Source organism: Enterobacter sp. BIDMC109, from assembly GCF_001037885.1.
Taxonomy (GTDB): domain Bacteria; phylum Pseudomonadota; class Gammaproteobacteria; order Enterobacterales; family Enterobacteriaceae; genus Enterobacter; species Enterobacter hormaechei_C.
In genome coordinates this window covers 3,653,760-3,673,031 of the sequence record NZ_KQ090002.1, presented here as the reverse complement: position 1 = coordinate 3,673,031, position 19,272 = coordinate 3,653,760, and the positions used below count along the sequence as shown (strand labels likewise).

19 protein-coding genes are annotated in these 19,272 nt (G+C 55.4%); 10 read left to right on the top strand and 9 right to left on the bottom strand.

Going from position 1 to position 19,272, the window contains the following annotated elements; translation table 11 throughout:
- The first annotated feature begins 1 nt into the window (after position 1).
- The 7 genes from ftsQ (at position 2) to mutT (ending at position 8,329) form a co-directional block, all read left to right on the top strand.
- Positions 2 to 844 carry a cell division protein FtsQ gene (ftsQ, locus tag SK62_RS17325; RefSeq protein ID WP_003856342.1) on the top strand — a complete coding sequence of 281 codons (843 nt, stop codon included), beginning with the start codon at positions 2 to 4 and terminating at the stop codon, positions 842 to 844.
- Complete coding sequence (gene ftsA / locus SK62_RS17320; protein WP_003856340.1) at positions 841 to 2,097, top strand: cell division protein FtsA; 1,257 nt, start codon at positions 841 to 843, stop codon at positions 2,095 to 2,097. Before ftsQ ends, ftsA begins: the two co-directional genes overlap by 4 nt.
- A 63-nt stretch (positions 2,098 to 2,160) precedes the next feature.
- Positions 2,161 to 3,312 carry a cell division protein FtsZ gene (ftsZ, locus tag SK62_RS17315; RefSeq protein ID WP_003856338.1) on the top strand — a complete coding sequence of 384 codons (1,152 nt, stop codon included), beginning with the start codon at positions 2,161 to 2,163 and terminating at the stop codon, positions 3,310 to 3,312.
- A 101-nt stretch (positions 3,313 to 3,413) separates the two neighbouring features.
- Entirely contained in the window at positions 3,414 to 4,331 is a 918-nt protein-coding gene (gene lpxC / locus SK62_RS17310) for a UDP-3-O-acyl-N-acetylglucosamine deacetylase (protein ID WP_003856337.1), read from the top strand.
- A 280-nt stretch (positions 4,332 to 4,611) separates the two neighbouring features.
- On the top strand, positions 4,612 to 5,115 hold the full coding sequence (secM, locus tag SK62_RS17305) for a secA translation cis-regulator SecM (RefSeq protein ID WP_032667806.1): 504 nt from the start codon (positions 4,612 to 4,614) through the stop codon (positions 5,113 to 5,115).
- A gap of 58 nt (positions 5,116 to 5,173) precedes the next feature.
- Entirely contained in the window at positions 5,174 to 7,879 is a 2,706-nt protein-coding gene (secA, locus tag SK62_RS17300; protein WP_015572673.1) for a preprotein translocase subunit SecA, read from the top strand.
- Positions 7,880 to 7,936: 57 nt separating this feature from the next.
- Positions 7,937 to 8,329: an 8-oxo-dGTP diphosphatase MutT gene (gene mutT, locus SK62_RS17295; RefSeq protein ID WP_026094401.1), complete on the top strand. Its 393-nt coding sequence runs from the start codon at positions 7,937 to 7,939 to the stop codon at positions 8,327 to 8,329.
- A gap of 34 nt (positions 8,330 to 8,363) precedes the next feature.
- On the opposite strand, the gene yacG is transcribed toward mutT, so the two are convergent.
- Genes yacG through coaE form a run of 3 tightly spaced genes read right to left on the bottom strand, consistent with a single transcriptional unit; the run spans position 8,364 to position 9,931 of the window.
- On the bottom strand, positions 8,364 to 8,558 hold the full coding sequence (gene yacG / locus SK62_RS17290) for a DNA gyrase inhibitor YacG (RefSeq protein ID WP_003856332.1): 195 nt from the start codon (positions 8,556 to 8,558) through the stop codon (positions 8,364 to 8,366).
- A 9-nt stretch (positions 8,559 to 8,567) separates the two neighbouring features.
- A complete protein-coding gene (zapD, locus tag SK62_RS17285; RefSeq protein WP_015572676.1) occupies positions 8,568 to 9,311 on the bottom strand; it encodes a cell division protein ZapD in 744 nt (247 codons plus the stop codon).
- Positions 9,311 to 9,931 (bottom strand): dephospho-CoA kinase, encoded by a 621-nt coding sequence (coaE, locus tag SK62_RS17280; RefSeq protein WP_017694512.1) that lies wholly within the window; start codon positions 9,929 to 9,931, stop codon positions 9,311 to 9,313. Before coaE ends, zapD begins: the two co-directional genes overlap by 1 nt.
- A gap of 228 nt (positions 9,932 to 10,159) precedes the next feature.
- Here coaE and SK62_RS17275 point away from each other — a divergent pair, with 228 nt between their 5' ends.
- Entirely contained in the window at positions 10,160 to 11,203 is a 1,044-nt protein-coding gene (locus SK62_RS17275; protein ID WP_017383777.1) for a GMP reductase, read from the top strand.
- Positions 11,204 to 11,236: 33 nt separating this feature from the next.
- Here SK62_RS17275 and hofC read toward each other — a convergent pair whose 3' ends face one another.
- From hofC to nadC, 4 genes are all read right to left on the bottom strand, one after another.
- Complete coding sequence (gene hofC / locus SK62_RS17270; RefSeq protein WP_045339671.1) at positions 11,237 to 12,421, bottom strand: protein transport protein HofC; 1,185 nt, start codon at positions 12,419 to 12,421, stop codon at positions 11,237 to 11,239.
- Positions 12,411 to 13,790, bottom strand: coding sequence for a type II secretion system protein GspE (gspE, locus tag SK62_RS17265; RefSeq protein WP_048249760.1), 1,380 nt, complete (start codon positions 13,788 to 13,790; stop codon positions 12,411 to 12,413). Before gspE ends, hofC begins: the two co-directional genes overlap by 11 nt.
- Positions 13,791 to 13,802: 12 nt before the next feature.
- Positions 13,803 to 14,240 (bottom strand): prepilin peptidase-dependent pilin, encoded by a 438-nt coding sequence (ppdD, locus tag SK62_RS17260; protein ID WP_015572680.1) that lies wholly within the window; start codon positions 14,238 to 14,240, stop codon positions 13,803 to 13,805.
- A 174-nt stretch (positions 14,241 to 14,414) separates the two neighbouring features.
- Complete coding sequence (gene nadC / locus SK62_RS17255; protein WP_015572681.1) at positions 14,415 to 15,308, bottom strand: carboxylating nicotinate-nucleotide diphosphorylase; 894 nt, start codon at positions 15,306 to 15,308, stop codon at positions 14,415 to 14,417.
- An 87-nt stretch (positions 15,309 to 15,395) separates the two neighbouring features.
- Here nadC and ampD point away from each other — a divergent pair, with 87 nt between their 5' ends.
- Positions 15,396 to 15,959: a 1,6-anhydro-N-acetylmuramyl-L-alanine amidase AmpD gene (gene ampD / locus SK62_RS17250; RefSeq protein ID WP_048249759.1), complete on the top strand. Its 564-nt coding sequence runs from the start codon at positions 15,396 to 15,398 to the stop codon at positions 15,957 to 15,959.
- Positions 15,956 to 16,810, top strand: a complete 855-nt coding sequence (gene ampE / locus SK62_RS17245; protein WP_003856320.1) for a beta-lactamase regulator AmpE — start codon at positions 15,956 to 15,958, stop codon at positions 16,808 to 16,810. Before ampD ends, ampE begins: the two co-directional genes overlap by 4 nt.
- An 18-nt stretch (positions 16,811 to 16,828) precedes the next feature.
- On the opposite strand, the gene SK62_RS17240 is transcribed toward ampE, so the two are convergent.
- Both SK62_RS17240 and SK62_RS17235 read right to left on the bottom strand, forming a co-directional pair.
- Positions 16,829 to 17,779: a glycoside hydrolase family 43 protein gene (locus tag SK62_RS17240; protein ID WP_045339675.1), complete on the bottom strand. Its 951-nt coding sequence runs from the start codon at positions 17,777 to 17,779 to the stop codon at positions 16,829 to 16,831.
- Positions 17,780 to 17,789: 10 nt separating this feature from the next.
- Positions 17,790 to 19,187 (bottom strand): glycoside-pentoside-hexuronide (GPH):cation symporter, encoded by a 1,398-nt coding sequence (locus SK62_RS17235; RefSeq protein ID WP_047718814.1) that lies wholly within the window; start codon positions 19,185 to 19,187, stop codon positions 17,790 to 17,792.
- Positions 19,188 to 19,272 lie beyond the last annotated feature (85 nt).

Genomic DNA, 19,272 nt, shown 5'->3' with positions numbered 1-19,272 from the left:
TATGTCTCAGGCTGCATTGAACACGCGCAACCGCGATGACGAAGAAGAATATTCCTCTTCGCGCCGGAGTAATGGAACGCGTCTTGCAGGGATCATCTTCCTGCTCGGGGTGCTGTGCACCGTGTTTATCAGCGGCTGGATGGTGCTGGGCTGGATGGAAGACGCGCAGCGGTTGCCGCTGTCGAAGCTGGTGGTGACCGGGGAGCGACACTACACGCGTAACGATGACATTCGCCAGTCGATTCTGGCGCTTGGGTCGCCTGGCACCTTTATGACGCAGGACGTCAACATTATCCAGAGTCAGATTGAACGTCTGCCGTGGATAAAACAGGCGAGTGTCAGAAAACAATGGCCTGATGAATTGAAGATTCATCTGGTTGAATATGTGCCGATTGCGCGTTGGAATGATCAGCATATGGTTGACGTAGACGGAAATTCGTTCAGCGTCCCGAGCGATCGTGTCAACAAGCAGAATTTACCGATGTTGTATGGCCCGGAAGGCAGCGAAAACGAAGTATTGCAGGGTTTTCGTGAGATGGGGCAGGTGCTGGCTAAGGATCGCTTTACGTTAAAAGATGCTGCGATGACGGCGCGCCGTTCCTGGCAGTTGACCCTAACGAATGGCATTAAGCTCAATCTTGGCCGCGGCGACACAATGAAACGTCTGGCGCGTTTTGTAGAACTTTACCCGGTTTTACAGCAGCAGGCGCAGACGGATGGCAAACGGATAAGCTACGTTGATTTGCGCTATGACTCAGGCGCAGCAGTCGGTTGGGAGCCGGCTCCGGTCGAGGAACCTAATCAGCAACAAAATCAGGCACAGGTACAGGCAGAACAACAATGATCAAGTCGACGGACAGAAAATTGGTAGTAGGACTGGAGATTGGCACCGCGAAGGTTGCCGCTTTGGTAGGGGAAGTTCTGCCCGACGGTATGGTCAATATCATTGGCGTGGGCAGCTGCCCCTCCCGTGGTATGGATAAAGGTGGGGTAAACGACCTTGAGTCGGTGGTGAAATGCGTTCAGCGCGCCATCGACCAGGCTGAATTGATGGCAGATTGCCAGATTTCCTCTGTCTATCTGGCCCTGTCTGGTAAGCACATCAGCTGCCAGAATGAAATCGGTATGGTGCCGATTTCTGAAGAAGAGGTGACGCAGGAAGACGTTGAGAACGTTGTCCACACGGCGAAATCCGTGCGTGTTCGCGACGAGCACCGTGTGCTGCATGTGATCCCGCAGGAATACGCGATCGACTACCAGGAAGGCATCAAGAATCCGGTCGGTCTGTCGGGCGTGCGTATGCAGGCAAAAGTGCACCTGATCACATGTCACAACGATATGGCGAAGAACATTGTAAAAGCCGTTGAACGTTGTGGCCTGAAAGTTGACCAACTCATTTTCGCCGGTCTTGCCGCGAGCTATTCCGTGCTGACCGAAGACGAACGTGAACTGGGCGTCTGTGTGGTCGATATTGGTGGTGGTACAATGGACATGGCCGTCTATACCGGCGGTGCGTTACGCCACACCAAAGTGATCCCGTACGCCGGGAATGTGGTGACCAGCGATATCGCTTACGCCTTTGGTACGCCACCGAGCGATGCAGAGGCGATTAAAGTGCGCCATGGTTGCGCGCTGGGCTCTATCGTCGGCAAAGACGAGAGCGTTGAAGTGCCGAGCGTAGGCGGGCGACCGCCGCGCAGCCTGCAACGCCAGACGCTGGCAGAGGTGATTGAGCCGCGTTATACCGAGCTGCTCAACCTGGTCAACGAAGAGATTTTGCAGTTACAGGAACAGCTTCGCCAGCAGGGTGTGAAACATCATCTCGCGGCGGGGATTGTATTAACCGGCGGGGCAGCGCAAATTGAAGGTCTTGCGGCCTGCGCTCAGCGCGTGTTCCATACGCAGGTGCGTATTGGTGCGCCGCTGAATATTACCGGTTTAACGGATTACGCTCAGGAGCCGTATTACTCAACGGCCGTGGGCCTGCTGCACTACGGGAAAGAATCCCATTTGAGTGGTGAAGCAGAAGTGGAAAAACGCGTCTCGGTGGGGTCTTGGGTCAAACGACTTAACACCTGGTTGCGAAAAGAGTTTTAATTTTTTTAAGAGACCGGAGAGAATTAGCGGTCTCGGGCGACAGGCACAACGGAGAGAGAGATTATGTTTGAACCTATGGAATTAACCAACGACGCGGTGATTAAAGTCATCGGCGTCGGTGGCGGCGGCGGTAACGCCGTAGAGCACATGGTGCGCGAGCGCATCGAAGGTGTTGAATTCTTCGCGGTGAACACCGATGCGCAGGCGCTGCGTAAAACGGCTGTTGGCCAGACGATTCAGATCGGTGGTGGCATCACCAAAGGTCTGGGAGCAGGGGCTAACCCGGAAGTGGGCCGCAACGCGGCAGAAGAAGATCGTGAAGCGCTGCGCGCTGCACTGGACGGTGCAGACATGGTCTTCATCGCAGCGGGTATGGGCGGCGGTACAGGTACCGGTGCAGCACCCGTTGTGGCGGAAGTCGCTAAAGATTTAGGTATTCTGACCGTTGCTGTCGTGACCAAGCCTTTCAACTTTGAAGGTAAGAAGCGTATGGCTTTCGCGGAGCAGGGTATCACCGAGCTGTCCAAGCACGTGGACTCTCTGATTACCATCCCGAACGACAAGCTGCTGAAAGTGCTGGGTCGCGGTATCTCTCTGCTGGACGCCTTTGGCGCGGCAAACGACGTGCTGAAAGGCGCGGTTCAGGGTATTGCTGAACTGATTACCCGTCCTGGTCTGATGAACGTTGACTTTGCAGACGTTCGCACCGTGATGTCCGAGATGGGCTACGCGATGATGGGCTCTGGCGTGGCGAGCGGTGAAGACCGTGCGGAAGAAGCCGCTGAAATGGCGATCTCTTCTCCACTGCTGGAAGATATCGATCTGTCTGGCGCGCGCGGCGTGCTGGTCAACATTACCGCTGGCTTTGACCTGCGTCTGGATGAGTTCGAAACCGTGGGTAACACCATCCGTGCGTTCGCCTCTGACAACGCGACCGTTGTTATCGGTACGTCCCTTGATCCGGAAATGAACGACGAACTGCGTGTGACCGTTGTGGCCACCGGTATCGGTATGGACAAGCGTCCTGAGATCACCCTGGTGACCAACAAACAGACTCAGCAGCCGGTTATGGATCGTTACCAGCAGCACGGTATGGCGCCTCTGACTCAGGAGCAAAAACCCGCTGCGAAAGTGGTGAACGACCCGACTCCACAAACGGCAAAAGAGCCAGATTATCTGGATATCCCGGCGTTCCTGCGTAAGCAAGCTGACTAAGAATTGGCTGGAATTTGGGGATTTGCGCTCTTTGTGCTAAACTGGCCCACCGTTAGTGATATACACTCTCGGTTGGATAGTTAATTTGGCGAGATTATACGATGATCAAACAAAGGACACTTAAACGTATCGTTCAGGCGACGGGTGTCGGTTTACATACCGGCAAGAAAGTCACACTGACGTTACGCCCTGCGCCGGCCAATACCGGGGTCATCTATCGTCGCACCGACTTGAATCCACCGGTAGATTTTCCGGCCGATGCCAAATCTGTGCGTGATACTATGCTCTGTACTTGTCTGGTGAACGAGCATGACGTGCGGATTTCTACCGTAGAGCACCTGAACGCCGCCCTGGCGGGTCTGGGTATCGACAACATTATGGTTGAAGTCGATGCACCAGAAATCCCGATCATGGACGGGAGTGCTGCTCCGTTCGTTTATTTGTTGCTGGATGCCGGCATCGAAGAACTGAACTGCGCGAAGAAATTTGTTCGCATTAAAGAGACCGTTCGCGTCGAAGATGGCGACAAATGGGCTGAATTCAAACCGTACAATGGTTTCTCGTTGGACTTCACCATCGATTTTAACCATCCGGCGATTGACTCCAGCACCCAGCGCTATGCGATGAACTTCTCTGCGGATGCGTTCATGCGTCAGATCAGCCGAGCACGTACCTTCGGCTTTATGCGTGATATCGAATATCTGCAATCCCGCGGCCTGTGCCTGGGCGGCAGCTTCGATTGTGCCATCGTTGTTGACGATTATCGCGTACTGAACGAAGACGGCCTGCGTTTTGAAGATGAATTTGTTCGTCACAAAATGCTGGACGCGATCGGCGACCTCTTCATGTGTGGTCACAACATCATTGGTGCATTTACCGCGTTTAAATCCGGTCATGCACTGAACAACAAACTGTTGCAGGCCGTCCTGGCAAAACAGGAAGCTTGGGAATATGTGACCTTCGAAGACGAAGCTGAACTGCCGCTGGCGTTCAAAGCCCCGACTATGGTCCTGGCGTAACGGTTAAAGCCGTTTCGTAAGAAAAGCGACTGGTTCACCTGGTACTCTCTCCGACCAGGGAAGCCAGTCGTTTTTATTTCTGCCCTTCTTTAATTTGTCCCCCTCACCCCTGGCCTGTGTCGGGTGCCGAATAACGGTGTGTTCGCTGCATTATTGACCGTTTTTACCTGCTGCAAGGTGTCATTCCTGCTGCCGTGTATTGGCTTTAGTGGTAATATCTGGGCGCTAAAAAAGAATAACTGAACTCAGCCTGCACTGGCGGGCGAACGTGGTGGAGCAAGTGAGCGGAATACTGACGCGCTGGCGACAATTTGGCAGACGTTACTTCTGGCCGCATCTCTTATTGGGGATGGTCGCGGCGAGTTTCGGCTTGCCTGTGCTCAGCAACAGCGCAGACGCGGCCACGCCAGCACGTTCCACGACGACCAAACACGATCTCACCACACGAGTTAACTTCACTAATCTCGCATGGCTTGAAGCCAGCCGCCGTCCCAATTTCTCCGTTGATTACTGGCAGCAGCACGCGATTCGCACGGTTATCCGCCATCTGTCGTTCGCGATGGCGCCGCAGACGATGCCTGTTGCTGAAGAAACGCTGCCGGTCAAGGCTCAGCATCTTGCCCTGCTCGATACGCTTAATGCGCTTCTGACGCAGGACAACCAGCCGCCAGTGACCGTAAATCAGACGGCGCAAACGGATTTTGTTTCCCCTGCATCCTTCTCTGTTTCGACATGGATTAGCCAGGTTCACGGCATCCGTGCCGGGCCTCAACGCCTCAGCTAAATTAACCTTTTTCAATACCTTAATTTATCTGCCCGACTGGGGCGTTTGAGAATTTATTATGCTAATCAAATTGTTAACCAAAGTTTTTGGTAGTCGTAACGATCGTACCCTGCGCCGCATGCGCAAAGCTGTGAACGTCATCAACGGTATGGAACCGGCGATGGAGAAGCTCACTGATGATGAGCTGAAAGCGAAAACCGCGGAGTTCCGTGCGCGTCTGGAGAAAGGTGAAACCTTAGAAAGCCTGATCCCGGAAGCCTTCGCCGTTGTACGTGAGGCCAGTAAACGCGTGTTCGGCATGCGTCACTTCGACGTGCAGCTGCTGGGCGGGATGGTGCTCAACGAGCGCTGCATCGCGGAAATGCGTACCGGTGAAGGTAAAACCCTGACGGCAACGCTGCCGGCTTACCTGAATGCGCTGACGGGTAAGGGCGTTCACGTTGTTACCGTCAACGACTATCTGGCGCAGCGCGACGCCGAAAACAACCGTCCACTGTTCGAATTCCTCGGCATGACCGTGGGCATTAACATGTCCGGCCTGCCGGCACCTGCCAAGCGTGAAGCGTATAACGCGGATATCACCTACGGCACCAACAACGAATACGGCTTCGACTACCTGCGTGACAACATGGCGTTCAGCCCGGAAGAGCGCGTCCAGCGTAAACTGCACTATGCGCTGGTGGATGAGGTTGACTCCATTCTGATCGATGAAGCGCGTACCCCGCTGATCATCTCCGGCCCGGCCGAAGACAGCTCCGAGATGTACCGTAAAGTCGACAAAATCATTCCTCACCTGCTGCGTCAGGAGAAAGAAGACTCCGATACCTTCCAGGGTGAAGGTCACTTCTCCGTGGATGAAAAAGCGCGTCAGGTCAACCTGACCGAACGCGGCCTGGTGAAAATCGAAGAGTTGCTGGTGGCTGAAGGCATTATGGAAGAGGGCGAGTCTCTGTACTCCCCGAGCAACATCATGCTGATGCACCACGTAACGGCCGCACTGCGCGCGCACGCCCTGTTCACCCGCGACGTTGACTACATCGTTAAAGACGGCGAAGTCATCATCGTCGATGAACACACCGGCCGTACCATGCAGGGACGTCGCTGGTCCGATGGCCTGCACCAGGCCGTGGAAGCGAAAGAAGGCGTGGATATTCAAAACGAAAACCAGACGCTGGCATCCATCACCTTCCAGAACTACTTCCGTCTGTACGAGAAGCTGGCGGGGATGACCGGTACCGCAGATACCGAAGCGTTTGAGTTCAGCTCCATCTATAAGCTGGATACCGTGGTAGTACCTACCAACCGTCCGATGATCCGTAAGGATATGCCGGACCTGGTATACATGACTGAAGCGGAAAAAATTCAGGCGATCATCGAAGATATTCGCGAACGTACCGCGAAGGGCCAGCCGGTACTGGTGGGGACCATCTCCATCGAGAAATCCGAAGTGGTATCTAACGAGCTGACTAAAGCGGGCATCAAACACAACGTTCTGAACGCCAAGTTCCACGCTAAAGAAGCAGATATCGTTGCGCAGGCCGGTTACCCGGCTGCCGTAACCATCGCCACCAACATGGCGGGTCGTGGTACCGATATTATGCTCGGCGGTAGCTGGCAGGCCGAAGTGGCGGAGCTGGAAAACCCAACCCCAGAGCAAATCGCGCAGATCAAAGCCGACTGGCAGGTGCGTCATGACGCGGTGCTGGCATCCGGTGGTCTGCACATCATTGGTACCGAGCGTCATGAATCTCGTCGTATCGATAACCAGCTGCGCGGTCGTGCGGGTCGTCAGGGTGATGCCGGTTCTTCCCGCTTCTATCTGTCTATGGAAGATGCGCTGATGCGTATTTTCGCCTCTGACCGTGTGTCCGGCATGATGCGTAAACTGGGCATGAAACCTGGCGAAGCGATCGAGCACCCGTGGGTTACCAAAGCGATTGCCAACGCCCAGCGTAAAGTAGAAAGCCGCAACTTCGATATTCGTAAGCAGCTGCTGGAATATGATGACGTTGCCAACGACCAGCGTCGTGCGATCTACACCCAGCGTAACGAACTGCTGGACGTGTCCGACGTGAGCGAAACCATCAATAGCATTCGCGAAGATGTGTTCAAAGCCACTATCGACGCGCACATTCCGCCGCAGTCTCTGGAAGAGATGTGGGATATCGAAGGTTTGCAGGAACGTCTGAAAAACGACTTCGATCTCGAACTGCCAATCAAAGAGTGGCTGGACAAAGAGCCTGAGCTGCACGAAGAGACCCTTCGCGAGCGTATCTACGAAACCGCGCTGGACGTCTACAAGCGTAAGGAAGAAGTGGTTGGCGCAGAGATGATGCGTCACTTCGAGAAAGGCGTAATGTTGCAGACCCTGGACTCCCTGTGGAAAGAGCACCTGGCGGCAATGGACTACCTGCGTCAGGGTATCCATCTGCGTGGTTATGCGCAGAAAGATCCGAAGCAGGAGTACAAGCGTGAATCCTTCTCCATGTTTGCTGCCATGCTGGAGTCGCTGAAGTATGAAGTCATCAGCACCCTGAGCAAAGTTCAGGTGCGTATGCCGGAAGAAGTGGAAGCGATGGAGCAGCAGCGTCGTGAAGAAGCTGAGCGTCTGGCACAGATGCAGCAGCTGAGCCATCAGACCGATGAAAGCGAAGCCGCAGCGGCAATCGCAGCGCAGACGGGCGATCGTAAAGTCGGTCGTAACGATCCGTGCCCATGCGGTTCCGGCAAAAAATACAAGGCGTGCCACGGCCGTCTGAGCTAAGAACATAACAAACTGAAAAGGCGCAGATATCTGCGCCTTTTTTATGGAAGTGACATGATGAAAACACTGCAAATTGCTGTCGGGATCATTCGCAACCCGCAAAATCAGATCTTTATAACCCAACGCGCCGCCGATGCGCATATGGCCAACAAATGGGAATTCCCCGGCGGGAAAATCGAATCAGGTGAAACGCCGGAACAGGCGCTGGTGCGTGAGCTTCAGGAAGAGGTGGGGATCACCCCGATTGGCGCAACGCTGTTCGATAAGCTGGAGTACCAGTTTCCGGATCGTCATATAACGCTGTGGTTCTGGCTGGTGGAAAGCTGGGAAGGTGAACCGTGGGGTAAAGAGGGGCAACCGGGGGGCTGGGTTACGCTTCACGCGAGTGATGCCGAAAAATTTCCTCCGGCAAATGCGCCCGTCATATCCCGGCTAACGGGCAACCTGTAGGCCTGCTAAGCGAAGCGCCAGCAGGCTTCAAAGGTTACTGCTGGTTTTCGCTCCAGTCATCGCTATCCGAGAGATCGCCTTCGCTCGGAATGCGCTTCTCTTCCGCCGCCCATTCACCCAGGTCTATAAGCTGACAGCGCTTACAGCAGAATGGGCGAAATGGACTCACTTCTCCCCAGACGACAGTTTTCCCACAGGTTGGGCAGTTTACGGTGGTTACGTCAGACATTGGCACTCCTTAACAACAGGCCAGTTCAAAATCGAGGCGTTCCGGCACGGTGCCATGTTCACTGTCCAGCGGCATAAAGCGGATCGCGAAACGGCTTTTATGTCCGGAAATTTGCGGGTAAAGCTGCTCGCCAAGAGACAGGTTCAGGCGCAGAAGATCGGCGTCATCACCGTTATCCTGATAAAAACCGTTGAGACTGGTTTGTTTGCGGAACGGGGCCGAGTTACGCACAAGATCGAGGATCAGCGATAACGTCTGATTCATCGGCTCCAGGCTGCCCAGCCAGCTGTTCACCTGGCGATCGCGCTGTTCCTGCGGCATGTGCAGCCACATATGCAGCGTCGGCAGGTCAAAGCTACAGCATCCGCCCGGTATGCTCAGGCGCTGGCGCACCAGCGCAATCAGACGATCCTCTCGTAAAAACTGGCCAACGCGCGGCGCGGCCATCAGGGTCGTGCTGCTGTTTTTCAGCTGCTGGCGTAAAGCGTCAATTCGACTTTGATCCACGCCCGGTACTTCGGCCCAGGCCTGTAATTTTCGCTGCTGGCGCTCCAGCTCTTTCAACAGCTCAGTGCGGACGTCGCCGCGTTCAATCACATCAAGCAGATCGCCCACGTTGCGGAAAAAATGCAGCGCGGTGGCGTGATCGTTGACAGGCAGATGTTGTGAAAGCTGTTGAATAAGAAATTCTATGCGTAGCCAGGTACGCATTTTTTCGTTAAGCGGGTGCTCAAAAAGGATATGAGTCGACATTATGGTTTTTCCTGTGCAACGGCCTGCGCGGCGAAGGTCAGATACTGCGCGTGCAGACGAGCAACATCCGATGCAATGGCATCTGGTGCGCCGTTATTATCAATAACATCATCCGCAACGGCGAGGCGCGCTTCGCGCGTGGCCTGTGCGGCAAGAATTTGTTCAGCATGCTCGCGTGAAACATGGTCACGCGCCATGGTTCTCTGGATTTGCGTTTCGCGGGAAACGTCAATCACCAGCGTTCTGTCTGCTTTATGCTGAAGCTGATTTTCCACCAGTAACGGGACTACCCACAACACATAGGGCGAACGGGCTGCGGCAATCTGACGCTGAGTTTCCTGGTGGATAATGGGGTGGAGCAGGGCATTAAGCCAGGCTTTTTCCGAAGAATCAGAAAATATGCACTCACGCAGTTGCCGACGATTCAGGGTGCCGTCAGCCTGTATCACACGGCGACCAAAATGCGCTTCGATGGCGTTTAAGGCGGGTGTATTGGGTTCTACCACCTGACGGGCAATGATATCGGCGTCGATAATCGTGATGCCGAGACGAGCAAACGCGTGCGCAACGGTGCTTTTACCACTACCGATGCCGCCGGTTAATGCGACGATATACCCCATTAAATCAGATCCTGGGAATTATTCAGTTTTAAAATCAGTTGCTTAAAATTCAAACTTACAACAGCCAATGTTTAGCTCTCTTTACCCGCTTTTTACCAGGTAAATTTATAGGATTGTAGCGTAAAAAAAGAGAATTTCGCAGTCTTGCGGAGCAGGTATTAGTGCGTATGATAGCGTCACTGGAGTTGTGCTTTTAATATATTTGCCTCTAACCCCAGGAATCCGCACATGCGTATCGAAGAAGATCTGAAGTTAGGTTTCAAAGACGTTCTTATCCGCCCTAAACGCTCTACACTGAAAAGTCGCTCAGACGTTGAACTCGAACGTCAATTCACCTTTAAGCATTCCGGTCAGACATGGTCTGGCGTGCCGATTATCGCGGCCAACATGGACACCGTCGGGACCTTTGAGATGGCGACCGCACTGGCGCAATTCGACATCCTTACTGCGGTACACAAACATTACAGCGCTGAAGAGTGGGATGCGTTTGTCGCCTCCGCCTCGGCTGACGTGGTGAAGCATGTGATGGTCTCGACCGGTACGTCTGATGCAGATTTCGAGAAAACCAAACAGATCCTGAACGCCAATCCAGCGCTGAATTTTGTCTGCATTGACGTGGCAAATGGTTATTCCGAGCATTTCGTTCAGTTCGTCAGCAAGGCACGTGAGGCCTGGCCAACCAAAACCATCATCGCGGGCAACGTGGTGACCGGTGAAATGTGTGAAGAGCTGATCCTCTCCGGGGCCGACATTGTAAAAGTTGGCATTGGCCCGGGGTCCGTTTGCACCACGCGCGTGAAAACCGGTGTGGGTTATCCGCAGCTGTCTGCGGTAATTGAATGCGCTGACGCTGCGCACGGTCTGGGCGGCCAGATCATCAGCGACGGTGGCTGCACCATGCCAGGCGATGTCGCGAAAGCCTTCGGCGGCGGCGCGGATTTCGTGATGCTCGGCGGCATGCTGGCTGGCCACGAAGAGAGCGGCGGTACCGTGGTGGAAGAAAACGGTGAGAAGTTCATGCTGTTCTACGGAATGAGCTCTGAATCCGCGATGACCCGTCACGTGGGCGGTGTCGCGAAATACCGTGCGGCGGAAGGCAAAACCGTTAAGCTGCCACTGCGTGGTCCGGTCGAAAACACGGCGCGCGATATCCTCGGCGGTCTGCGTTCTGCCTGCACCTACGTTGGTGCTTCCCGCCTGAAAGAGCTGACGAAACGCACGACGTTTATCCGCGTTCAGGAGCAGGAAAACCGCGTATTCAATAGCCTCTGACGGCTACGGCTGGCGCGCGTCCGTGCGCCAGCATTACCCCGCGCTCATTGCATCCCCCAGATGGAAAATCGGCAAATACATTGCCACCACCAGCGTGCCAATAATCAGACCCGTCACGACCAGTAGCAAAGGCTCAAGAAGCGCTGCCAGATTGTCTGCCTGCTGAAATGTCTGTTCCGTATGGTGGCGGGCCAGATTCATCAGCATCACATCCAGTGAACCCGACACTTCTCCGGTGCGAATGAGCTGAATACACAGTGGCGTAAAAACAGAGGCCTTCTGGAAGGAGGACCACACGGGCATCCCCTGTTCGATATCGCTGCGTATCTCACGGAGTTTCTCCTGCCAGTAGCCCCTCTCAACGGTCTCCTCCACACTCTCCAGTCCTTGTAAAAAGGCAATTCCGGCCTGCTGGGTTAATGACAGCACGGTAAAAATCTGCCCCAGTTTTTGCCCGCGCGTCAGCGTGCCCATCACCGGTACGTGTAACAAGACATACTGCCAGCGTGGATGCCGCCGCAGCTTACAGGCGATGACAACCATTGCCACGAGCAGGGCCAAAAGGGTGAGGATATGCGCCTGAACCAAGGCCGCCAGCCCCATGACTGCCTGCGTGAGCAAAGGGAGCGGGGTGTTGAACGTTTTGTAGATTGCAGCAAACTCAGGCAAAACCAGCGTGACCATCGCCAGCACCACGAAAACGGCCAGCGTCAGGATGATCAGCGGATAGCGCAGCGCTTTCTTCACCTTCGCACTGAGCTGCTGCTGGGATTTTTGTTGCTGCGCAAGCTGACGGCAGCAGGCTTCGAGCTTACCCGTCAGCTCACCCGTCTTCACCATTGAGACATAAAGAGGGCTAAACACCTCTGGCCATTTCTTCATGGTCTCTGACAGGGCGCAACCTTCGCTCAGGTCATCAGCAAGACTGTGCAGCAGCGCCTGCCAGTGCTGCAAAGGATGCTGTTCCGCCAGCATGTGCAGGCTTTGGGATAGCGTGAGTCCAGCCTGTAGCAGCGTGGCGAGCTGGCGAAAAATATCGTAGCAGTGCTGCACTTGCCATCGGTGGCGTTGCTGGCAGCGTTTCAGCGCCAGCGGGTGCAGTTGTTTAAGCACCAGAGCCGTGTAAGCTGCGCCACGGTCGATGGCCCAGAGGGTGCCGGTTTGCACCTCCCCCTCGGTGTTCAGGGCACGCCAGCGCCAGAGCGAATTAGCAGCCATCGGGCATTCCCAGGACGCGCAACAGCTCTTCGAGCGTGGTCAGCCCTTGCTCTACGGCCATGCAGCCATGCTCAAACAAAGAGGTCATTCCCGCCTGACGAGCGCTGGACCCAATCACCTCCGTGCTTGCTCCGCTGGCGATGGCCTGCCGCAGCGTGTCGTCGATGACGAGCACTTCAAAAATGGCTACGCGACCATAAAAACCGTGGTAGCAGCGATCGCAGCCGGTGGGTTGCCAGCGAGGAAGCGGCCGGGGCCACAGCGTGCGGGGTAATTCGGTGTGGCGGCTGGCTTCCTGTCGGCAGTACGGACATAAACGGCGCACCAGTCGCTGGGCAATCACCATCGAGAGCGCCGAAGAGATCATCCAGCGCGCGACGCCCATCTGTTGCAGCCGTACCAGCGTTTCAGTCGTCGAGTTAGTATGGAGGGTGGACAGCACCAGATGTCCGGTTTGCGCCGCCTTAATGGCAATTTCTGCCGTTTCGCCGTCACGAATTTCACCCCCCATAATGATGTCAGGATCCTGCCTGAGCAGGGCACGCAGCACGCTCTGGAAGGTCAGCCCCGCACGCGGATTAATCTGCGTCTGGTTTAAGCCTGCAAGCGGGATTTCAACGGGATCTTCCACGCTGCAAATATTGACGTCAGGGGTATTTCGCGCCTGTAACGCGCTGTACAGCGTCACCGTTTTCCCGCTACCGGTCGGGCCGGTGACCAGAATCAACCCCTGAGGGCTGTTAAGCGCCCCGGCAAAACGGGCCTGCTGGTCTGCGCTCATCCCCAGCTGTTCAAGCTCCAGTGCCTGCTGTACCTGGTGAAGCAGACGAAGCACGATTTTTTCTCCACCACTACAGGGAAGGGTTGCGATACGAAAAGAGACGGGGACGCTTGCCAGCTCCACCGTAAACTGGCCGTCCTGCGGCAGGCGGCGCTCCGCAATATCCAGTTGGCCCAGCACCTTCAGGCGTGCGGCAAGCGTCGTCCCGAGGGCGGCAGAGATCGGCAGTTGCGGGTAGAGAACACCGTCGATTCGCAAACGGATCTGGTAGCCGTGCTCCGTCGGTTCAATATGGATGTCAGAAGCCCGCTGGTTTACTGCCTGCTGCAAGGTTGTACTGAGCACGTCAGCGGCTGAGTTTGGCGCTATGCCCGGCAGGTGTGATGATGAGACGGACTGAAGCCGTTTTTCCATCCGTTCTGCCGTCCAGCACTCAATATCAATACGCTTCTGCGTGGCGAAGCGTAACGCTTCCATCAGCTCAGAGGCAGGATTACCCACCACCGCAATGCTGATCATATCGGTGTCGCTTGCGAGTAGCAGTGCGTGATGGCGCTGACAGAGCGTCATTAGCTGTTCGGTATTCATTGTCCACTCCTGTCAGTTGTTGTCGAAGCGGAAAACATCTTCACAGGCTTGTCTGAGCGCCGTGTCGGACGCAATTTTGCAGTCACGCGTCCAGCCCGTCATACCGTTACCGTCGCTCCAGATCGGTGTCATGAGCACTTCAAGTCCGTTAAGGCTTTCCTGCCCTGTTAACGATACGGCCCCCTTTGCCACGCTCATCGCTGAAACGTAACGTGTGGTTGTCGGGGAGGGGATGCCATTGGTGCCTGCGTCGCAGCTATCCACACCACCACGATCCAGGGCGCAAAGCTCAATGGCGGTGCGGTAGGGGATGAACGTTTGCAGCATATCGGTGAGCGCCGCTTTTCGCAGGTAGTTCTGATAGGCCGGAACGCCAATGGCGCTCAGGATGGCAATAATGCCAATGACCACCATTAGCTCAATCAGGGTAAATCCTTGTTGTCTGTTCATGTCTGCTCCTTACGTTAAGTGGCGCTACTGTGGCAGTGCCAGCATGCAGAAACGAGGGACAAAAGCGTGAACGTGAAGGGGCTTTCAGGGAAATGATTCAGTGTTGCAGAGAAGGACAGCGTAATTGCGAGCGGTTTCGTATTTCCCCTCTCCGGGCGGAGAGGGGAGGATAATTTATTTGAAGCGCATCGAGAGGTCGAGGGCGCGGACGTGCTTGGTCAGGGCGCCAACGGAGATGTAATCGACGCCGGTTTCAGCAAATTCGCGGATGGTGTCGAACGTCACGTTGCCGGACACCTCAAGCTGCGCCTGGCCGTTTGTGCGTTTGACCGCTTCACGCATCTGCTCCGTGTCGAAGTTATCGAGCATGATGATGTCAGCCCCCGCTTTAATGGCCTCGTCCAGCTCCTCCAGCGTTTCCACTTCCACTTCGACCGGCACATCCGGATGTAGCCAGAAGGCTTTTTCCACGGCCTGACGCACCGAGCCAGAGGCAATAATGTGGTTCTCTTTGATCAGGAAGGCATCGGATAGCCCCAGACGATGGTTGGCACCGCCACCGCAGAGTACCGCGTATTTCAGCGCGGTGCGCAGGCCCGGCAGGGTTTTACGGGTATCCAGCAACTGCGTGCGGGTGCCTGCCAGCAGGTCAACGTAGCGGCGTACTTCACTGGCAACGCCAGAGAGCGTTTGCACAAAATTGAGCGCGGTGCGTTCACCGGTCAGCAAGACGCGGGACGGGCCGTCCAGCTCGAACAGTGGCTGATTCGCCGTGACCGCATCACCGTCTTCAACGTGCCATGTTACCTGCACCTCGTCGCCTGCCAGCTGGGTAAAGACCTCCTCAACCCAGCGTTTGCCGCAGAAAACCCCCGCTTCGCGGGTGATGATCACCGCATGCGAGCGTGTCTCTTTTGGCAACAATTGGGCGGTAATATCGTTATCGGCGCTGACGTCGCCGCCGAGATCTTCTTTCAGGGCATGGGCAACGCTTGCCGGGATATCACTATTAATACGTTCCAGAAGCGCGTCACGTCGGTGGTCGGGGTTATAGCGGCGAGGCGGCATGATAAAACTCCAAATTGGTAACGAATCATAATATTGAAACATGCTACTCTGAACCGAGTAACAGCACCATAGATAAGGAGTTCCAGCATGTTGTTAGAAAACGGATGGCTGGTGGACGCGCGGCATGTACCGTCGCCGCATCACGACTGCCGCCCGGAGGATAAAAAGCCCACACTGCTGGTGGTTCACAATATTAGTCTCCCGCCGGGTGAGTTTGGCGGTCCGTGGATCGATGCGTTATTCACTGGAACGATAGATCCCGATGCCCACCCCTTCTTTGCTGAGATTGCGCATCTGCGCGTATCGGCGCACTGTCTGATCCGTCGTGATGGCGAAGTGGTTCAGTGTGTTCCTTTTGATAAGCGAGCCTGGCATGCTGGCGTGTCGATGTATCAGGGGCGCGAGCGGTGCAATGATTTCTCTATTGGAATTGAACTGGAAGGAACGGACACCACGCCTTACACCGATGCGCAATATGAGAAACTGGTTGCTGTAACGCAAACGTTAATCGGGCGCTATCCCGCCATTGCAGACAATATTACAGGGCACAGCGACATCGCCCCGGAAAGAAAAACCGACCCCGGCCCGGCGTTTGACTGGTCCCGGTTTCACGCCATGCTTACCACGTCGTCAGATAAGGAGATAACATGACGTTGTTTACCATGCTGCTGGTTATGATCGCTGAACGCCTGTTTAAGCTCGGCGAGCACTGGCATCTGGATCACCGGCTGGAGGTGTTATTCCGCCGCATCAGGCATTTTTCCATGCTGCGCACGCTGCTGATGGCGGCAGGCGTGATGGCGATTACGTTCCTGTTGCTGCGCTCGCTTTACGGCCTTTTTTTCAACGTGCCGCTGCTGGTGGTGTGGATCCTGCTCGGCGTGCTGTGTATTGGCGCGGGCAAGGTGCGTTTGCACTATCACGCGTATCTGAAAGCCGCTTCCCGGGACGATGCCCACGCGCGCGGCGCGATGGCGAGCGAGTTGACGATGATCCACGGCGTACCGCCGGATTGCGATGAACGCGAGTTTCTGCGGGAGCTGCAAAACGCGCTGCTGTGGATTAACTTCCGTTACTACCTGGCTCCGCTGTTCTGGTTCGTGGTGGGCGGACCCTGGGGGCCGGTACTGCTGATGGGTTATGCGTTCCTGCGCGCCTGGCAGACCTGGCTTGCCCGCTATCTTACGCCGCATGAACGTCTACAGTCCGGCATTGATGCCATCCTGCACGTGCTCGACTGGCTTCCGGTGCGTCTGGTAGGCGTGGTCTATGCCCTCATCGGTCACGGTGAAAAGGCGCTGCCCGCGTGGTTTGTCTCCCTTGCAGACCGCCATACCTCGCAGTATCAGGTTTTAACCCGACTGGCACAGTTCTCGCTGGCGCGTGAGCCGCACACGGACAAAGTCGCAACGCCAAAAGCTGCCGTCTCGATGGCGAAGAAAACATCCTTTGTGGTGGTGGTGATTGTGGCGCTGCTGACGATTTACGGCACGCTGGTCTAAGCCAGCGCGCCGAAGCTGTTACGGCGTGTCCACGGGCGGGATGCCGAAATCAGGCATCCCGTTCTCGTTCCAGCGGACGAGTTTCAGGCGAGTATGGCGATTGGGATCGTAAAGTGGATCGCCTTCAATTTCAGTGTAGTTTCGCGCGTGGTAGACCAGCACATCTTCGCCTTCCGGCGTCTGCGTAAAGCTGTTATGGCCTGGCCCATACTGACGGTTTTCGTAGCTGGTGACGAACACCGGGCGTGGGGATTTATGCCAGTTAGCCGGGTTTTGCGGATCGGCATTCAGGTCTGCCCACAGTAATCCCATGCAGTAGTTCTCGTCGGTGGCGCTGGCGGAATAGCTGATAAACAGCTTATCGCCATGGAACAGCACCGCCGGGCCTTCGTTGACCCAGAACCCACGGCACTCCCAGTCATATTCCGGTTTACTGAGCATCACCGGCTCGCCTTTCAGCGTCCACGGATTTTCCATTTCACACAGGTAAAGATTGGAGTTACCGGAAATATCCGGGGCTTTTTGTGCCCACAGATACCAGCGTTTACCCTGATGAACAAAGGTGGTGGCATCCAGCGCGAAGGTGTCAAACGGGGTTTTGATTTGCCCTTTTTCCACCCACGTACCGGTGAGCGGATCGCGATCTGCGCATTCAATGGCGAACATGCGATGCTGGAACATCCCGAGCTGATCAAGCGCCTGGGTATGCGTGGCGGCAAAATAGATGTACCACCTGCCGTCGATATGATGCAGCTCCGGCGCCCAGATCAGCTGGCTCATCGGGCCGGTGTCGGGCTTGCGCCAGACAATCACCTCTTCGGCATCGCGTAAACCTTCCAGCGAGTCCGCGCGGCGGATCGCCAGCCGATCGTACTCCGGTACGGAGGCGATAAAGTAATATTGCCCATCGTGACGCAGGATATACGGGTCGGCGCGTTGTTCAATAAACGGGTTTGGCCAGGTTTGCATTCGGCTTTCCTTATTTAGTCTCAGCGGCTTTGAGTTCCTGATAATCGTTCAGCTCGCGATAGTTGGTGCGACGCTTTTCCAGATCGGACTGGATCTGCTTCATGGTCTCACGGTCCACTTTCAGCAGACGTACTACGCCCGCGGTAATTAAGTATCCAATGCCGGGAATGACGGTAAACAGCAGCACGATCCCGTTGATGGCGTCCGCGCTCTGCGCTTTTGCGCCCGCGTCGTAGCCGTACCAGGAGAGCAGGAAGCCGACCATTGCCCCGGCAATCGCCAGACCCAGCTTCAGGAAGAAGATGTTGCCGGAGAAGCTGATCCCGGTGATGCGTTTCCCGGTTTTCCATTCACCGTAGTCGTCCACGTCGGCCATCAGCGACCAGTGCAGCGGTGACGGGATCTGGTGCAGAATGTTCAGCAGGAAGTAGAGCACGACAATGGTTGTCGTCGCTTTCGGGTCGAAGAAGTAAAAGGCGCAGGAGAAAATCGCCAGCACGATGTTGGTCCAGAAGAAGACCTTCAGCTTACACCAGCGGTCGGTCAGCACTTTCGCCAGCATACTGCCGAACATCATGCCGACCACGCCCAGGCTGATAAACAGCGTGGCGAAATGGGTGCTTTGCCCCATGACCCAGGTGACGTAATACATGGTGGCCGCCATGCGGATAAAGCCAGGGCAGACGTTGCACAGGGTTAACAGCAGGATCCGCACCCACTGGTCATTCTTCCACACGTCTTTCAGGTCGTTTTTCAGTTCGTCATGGGTTTGCACTGCCGGACGCACGCGCTCGCGCACCGTGGCGAAGCAGAACAGGAACATGCAGGTACCAATCAGCGCCAGCACGGTCATCGCCATCTGGTAGCCTTTGGCTTTGTTATCCCCACCGAACCAGTCGGCCATCGGCAGGAGCGTTAGCGACAGCAGCAGAGTGGCGATACCAACCATAACAAAACGGTAGGACTGGCAGGCAACGCGCTCTTTCGGATCGTTGGTGATCACGCCGCCCAGCGAGCAGTAGGGAATGTTGATGGCGGTATAGGTCAGCGACAGCAGGAAGTAGGTGACAAAGGCATAGATAACTTTGCTGTTATAGCTCCACTCCGGCGTGGTGAACATCAGAATGCTGAACAGCGCATAGGGGAAGGCAATCCACAGCAGCCATGGACGAAACCGGCCATATTTGCTGCGGGTACGGTCGGCAATCGCGCCCATAATTGGGTCCGTGATGGCATCAATGACGCGTACGGACAGGAGTAAAACGCCAACCAGTGCAGGAGCCAGACCAAAAATATCCGTATAAAAGTAGTTAACAAATAACATGATGGCGCCAAAGATAATGTTGCATCCGGCGTCACCCATGCCATAGCCGATCTTTTCTTTTACTGACAGTTTGTTGTTATTCATCGACAGCTCTCCGGGTTTCGGTATGGAGAGAATTATTCGCTGGCAAACGAATATATGCGTTGCAATATAAAGGCGGTGATATGGA

What these genes read in the sequence shown, in the direction of transcription:
- hofC (WP_045339671.1), bottom strand. Translation starts at nt 12,421, where the DNA reads ATGGCTGCTAATTCGCTCTGGCGCTGGCGTGCCCTGAACACCGAGGGG.
- SK62_RS17275 (WP_017383777.1), top strand. Translation starts at nt 10,160, where the DNA reads ATGCGTATCGAAGAAGATCTGAAGTTAGGTTTCAAAGACGTTCTTATC.
- ftsQ (WP_003856342.1), top strand. Translation starts at nt 2, where the DNA reads ATGTCTCAGGCTGCATTGAACACGCGCAACCGCGATGACGAAGAAGAA.
- ftsA (WP_003856340.1), top strand. Translation starts at nt 841, where the DNA reads ATGATCAAGTCGACGGACAGAAAATTGGTAGTAGGACTGGAGATTGGC.
- zapD (WP_015572676.1), bottom strand. Translation starts at nt 9,311, where the DNA reads ATGTCGACTCATATCCTTTTTGAGCACCCGCTTAACGAAAAAATGCGT.
- gspE (WP_048249760.1), bottom strand. Translation starts at nt 13,790, where the DNA reads ATGAATACCGAACAGCTAATGACGCTCTGTCAGCGCCATCACGCACTG.
- SK62_RS17235 (WP_047718814.1), bottom strand. Translation starts at nt 19,187, where the DNA reads ATGAATAACAACAAACTGTCAGTAAAAGAAAAGATCGGCTATGGCATG.
- ampE (WP_003856320.1), top strand. Translation starts at nt 15,956, where the DNA reads ATGACGTTGTTTACCATGCTGCTGGTTATGATCGCTGAACGCCTGTTT.
- ampD (WP_048249759.1), top strand. Translation starts at nt 15,396, where the DNA reads ATGTTGTTAGAAAACGGATGGCTGGTGGACGCGCGGCATGTACCGTCG.
- secA (WP_015572673.1), top strand. Translation starts at nt 5,174, where the DNA reads ATGCTAATCAAATTGTTAACCAAAGTTTTTGGTAGTCGTAACGATCGT.
- SK62_RS17240 (WP_045339675.1), bottom strand. Translation starts at nt 17,779, where the DNA reads ATGCAAACCTGGCCAAACCCGTTTATTGAACAACGCGCCGACCCGTAT.
- coaE (WP_017694512.1), bottom strand. Translation starts at nt 9,931, where the DNA reads ATGGGGTATATCGTCGCATTAACCGGCGGCATCGGTAGTGGTAAAAGC.
- mutT (WP_026094401.1), top strand. Translation starts at nt 7,937, where the DNA reads ATGAAAACACTGCAAATTGCTGTCGGGATCATTCGCAACCCGCAAAAT.
- ftsZ (WP_003856338.1), top strand. Translation starts at nt 2,161, where the DNA reads ATGTTTGAACCTATGGAATTAACCAACGACGCGGTGATTAAAGTCATC.
- lpxC (WP_003856337.1), top strand. Translation starts at nt 3,414, where the DNA reads ATGATCAAACAAAGGACACTTAAACGTATCGTTCAGGCGACGGGTGTC.
- nadC (WP_015572681.1), bottom strand. Translation starts at nt 15,308, where the DNA reads ATGCCGCCTCGCCGCTATAACCCCGACCACCGACGTGACGCGCTTCTG.
- yacG (WP_003856332.1), bottom strand. Translation starts at nt 8,558, where the DNA reads ATGTCTGACGTAACCACCGTAAACTGCCCAACCTGTGGGAAAACTGTC.
- ppdD (WP_015572680.1), bottom strand. Translation starts at nt 14,240, where the DNA reads ATGAACAGACAACAAGGATTTACCCTGATTGAGCTAATGGTGGTCATT.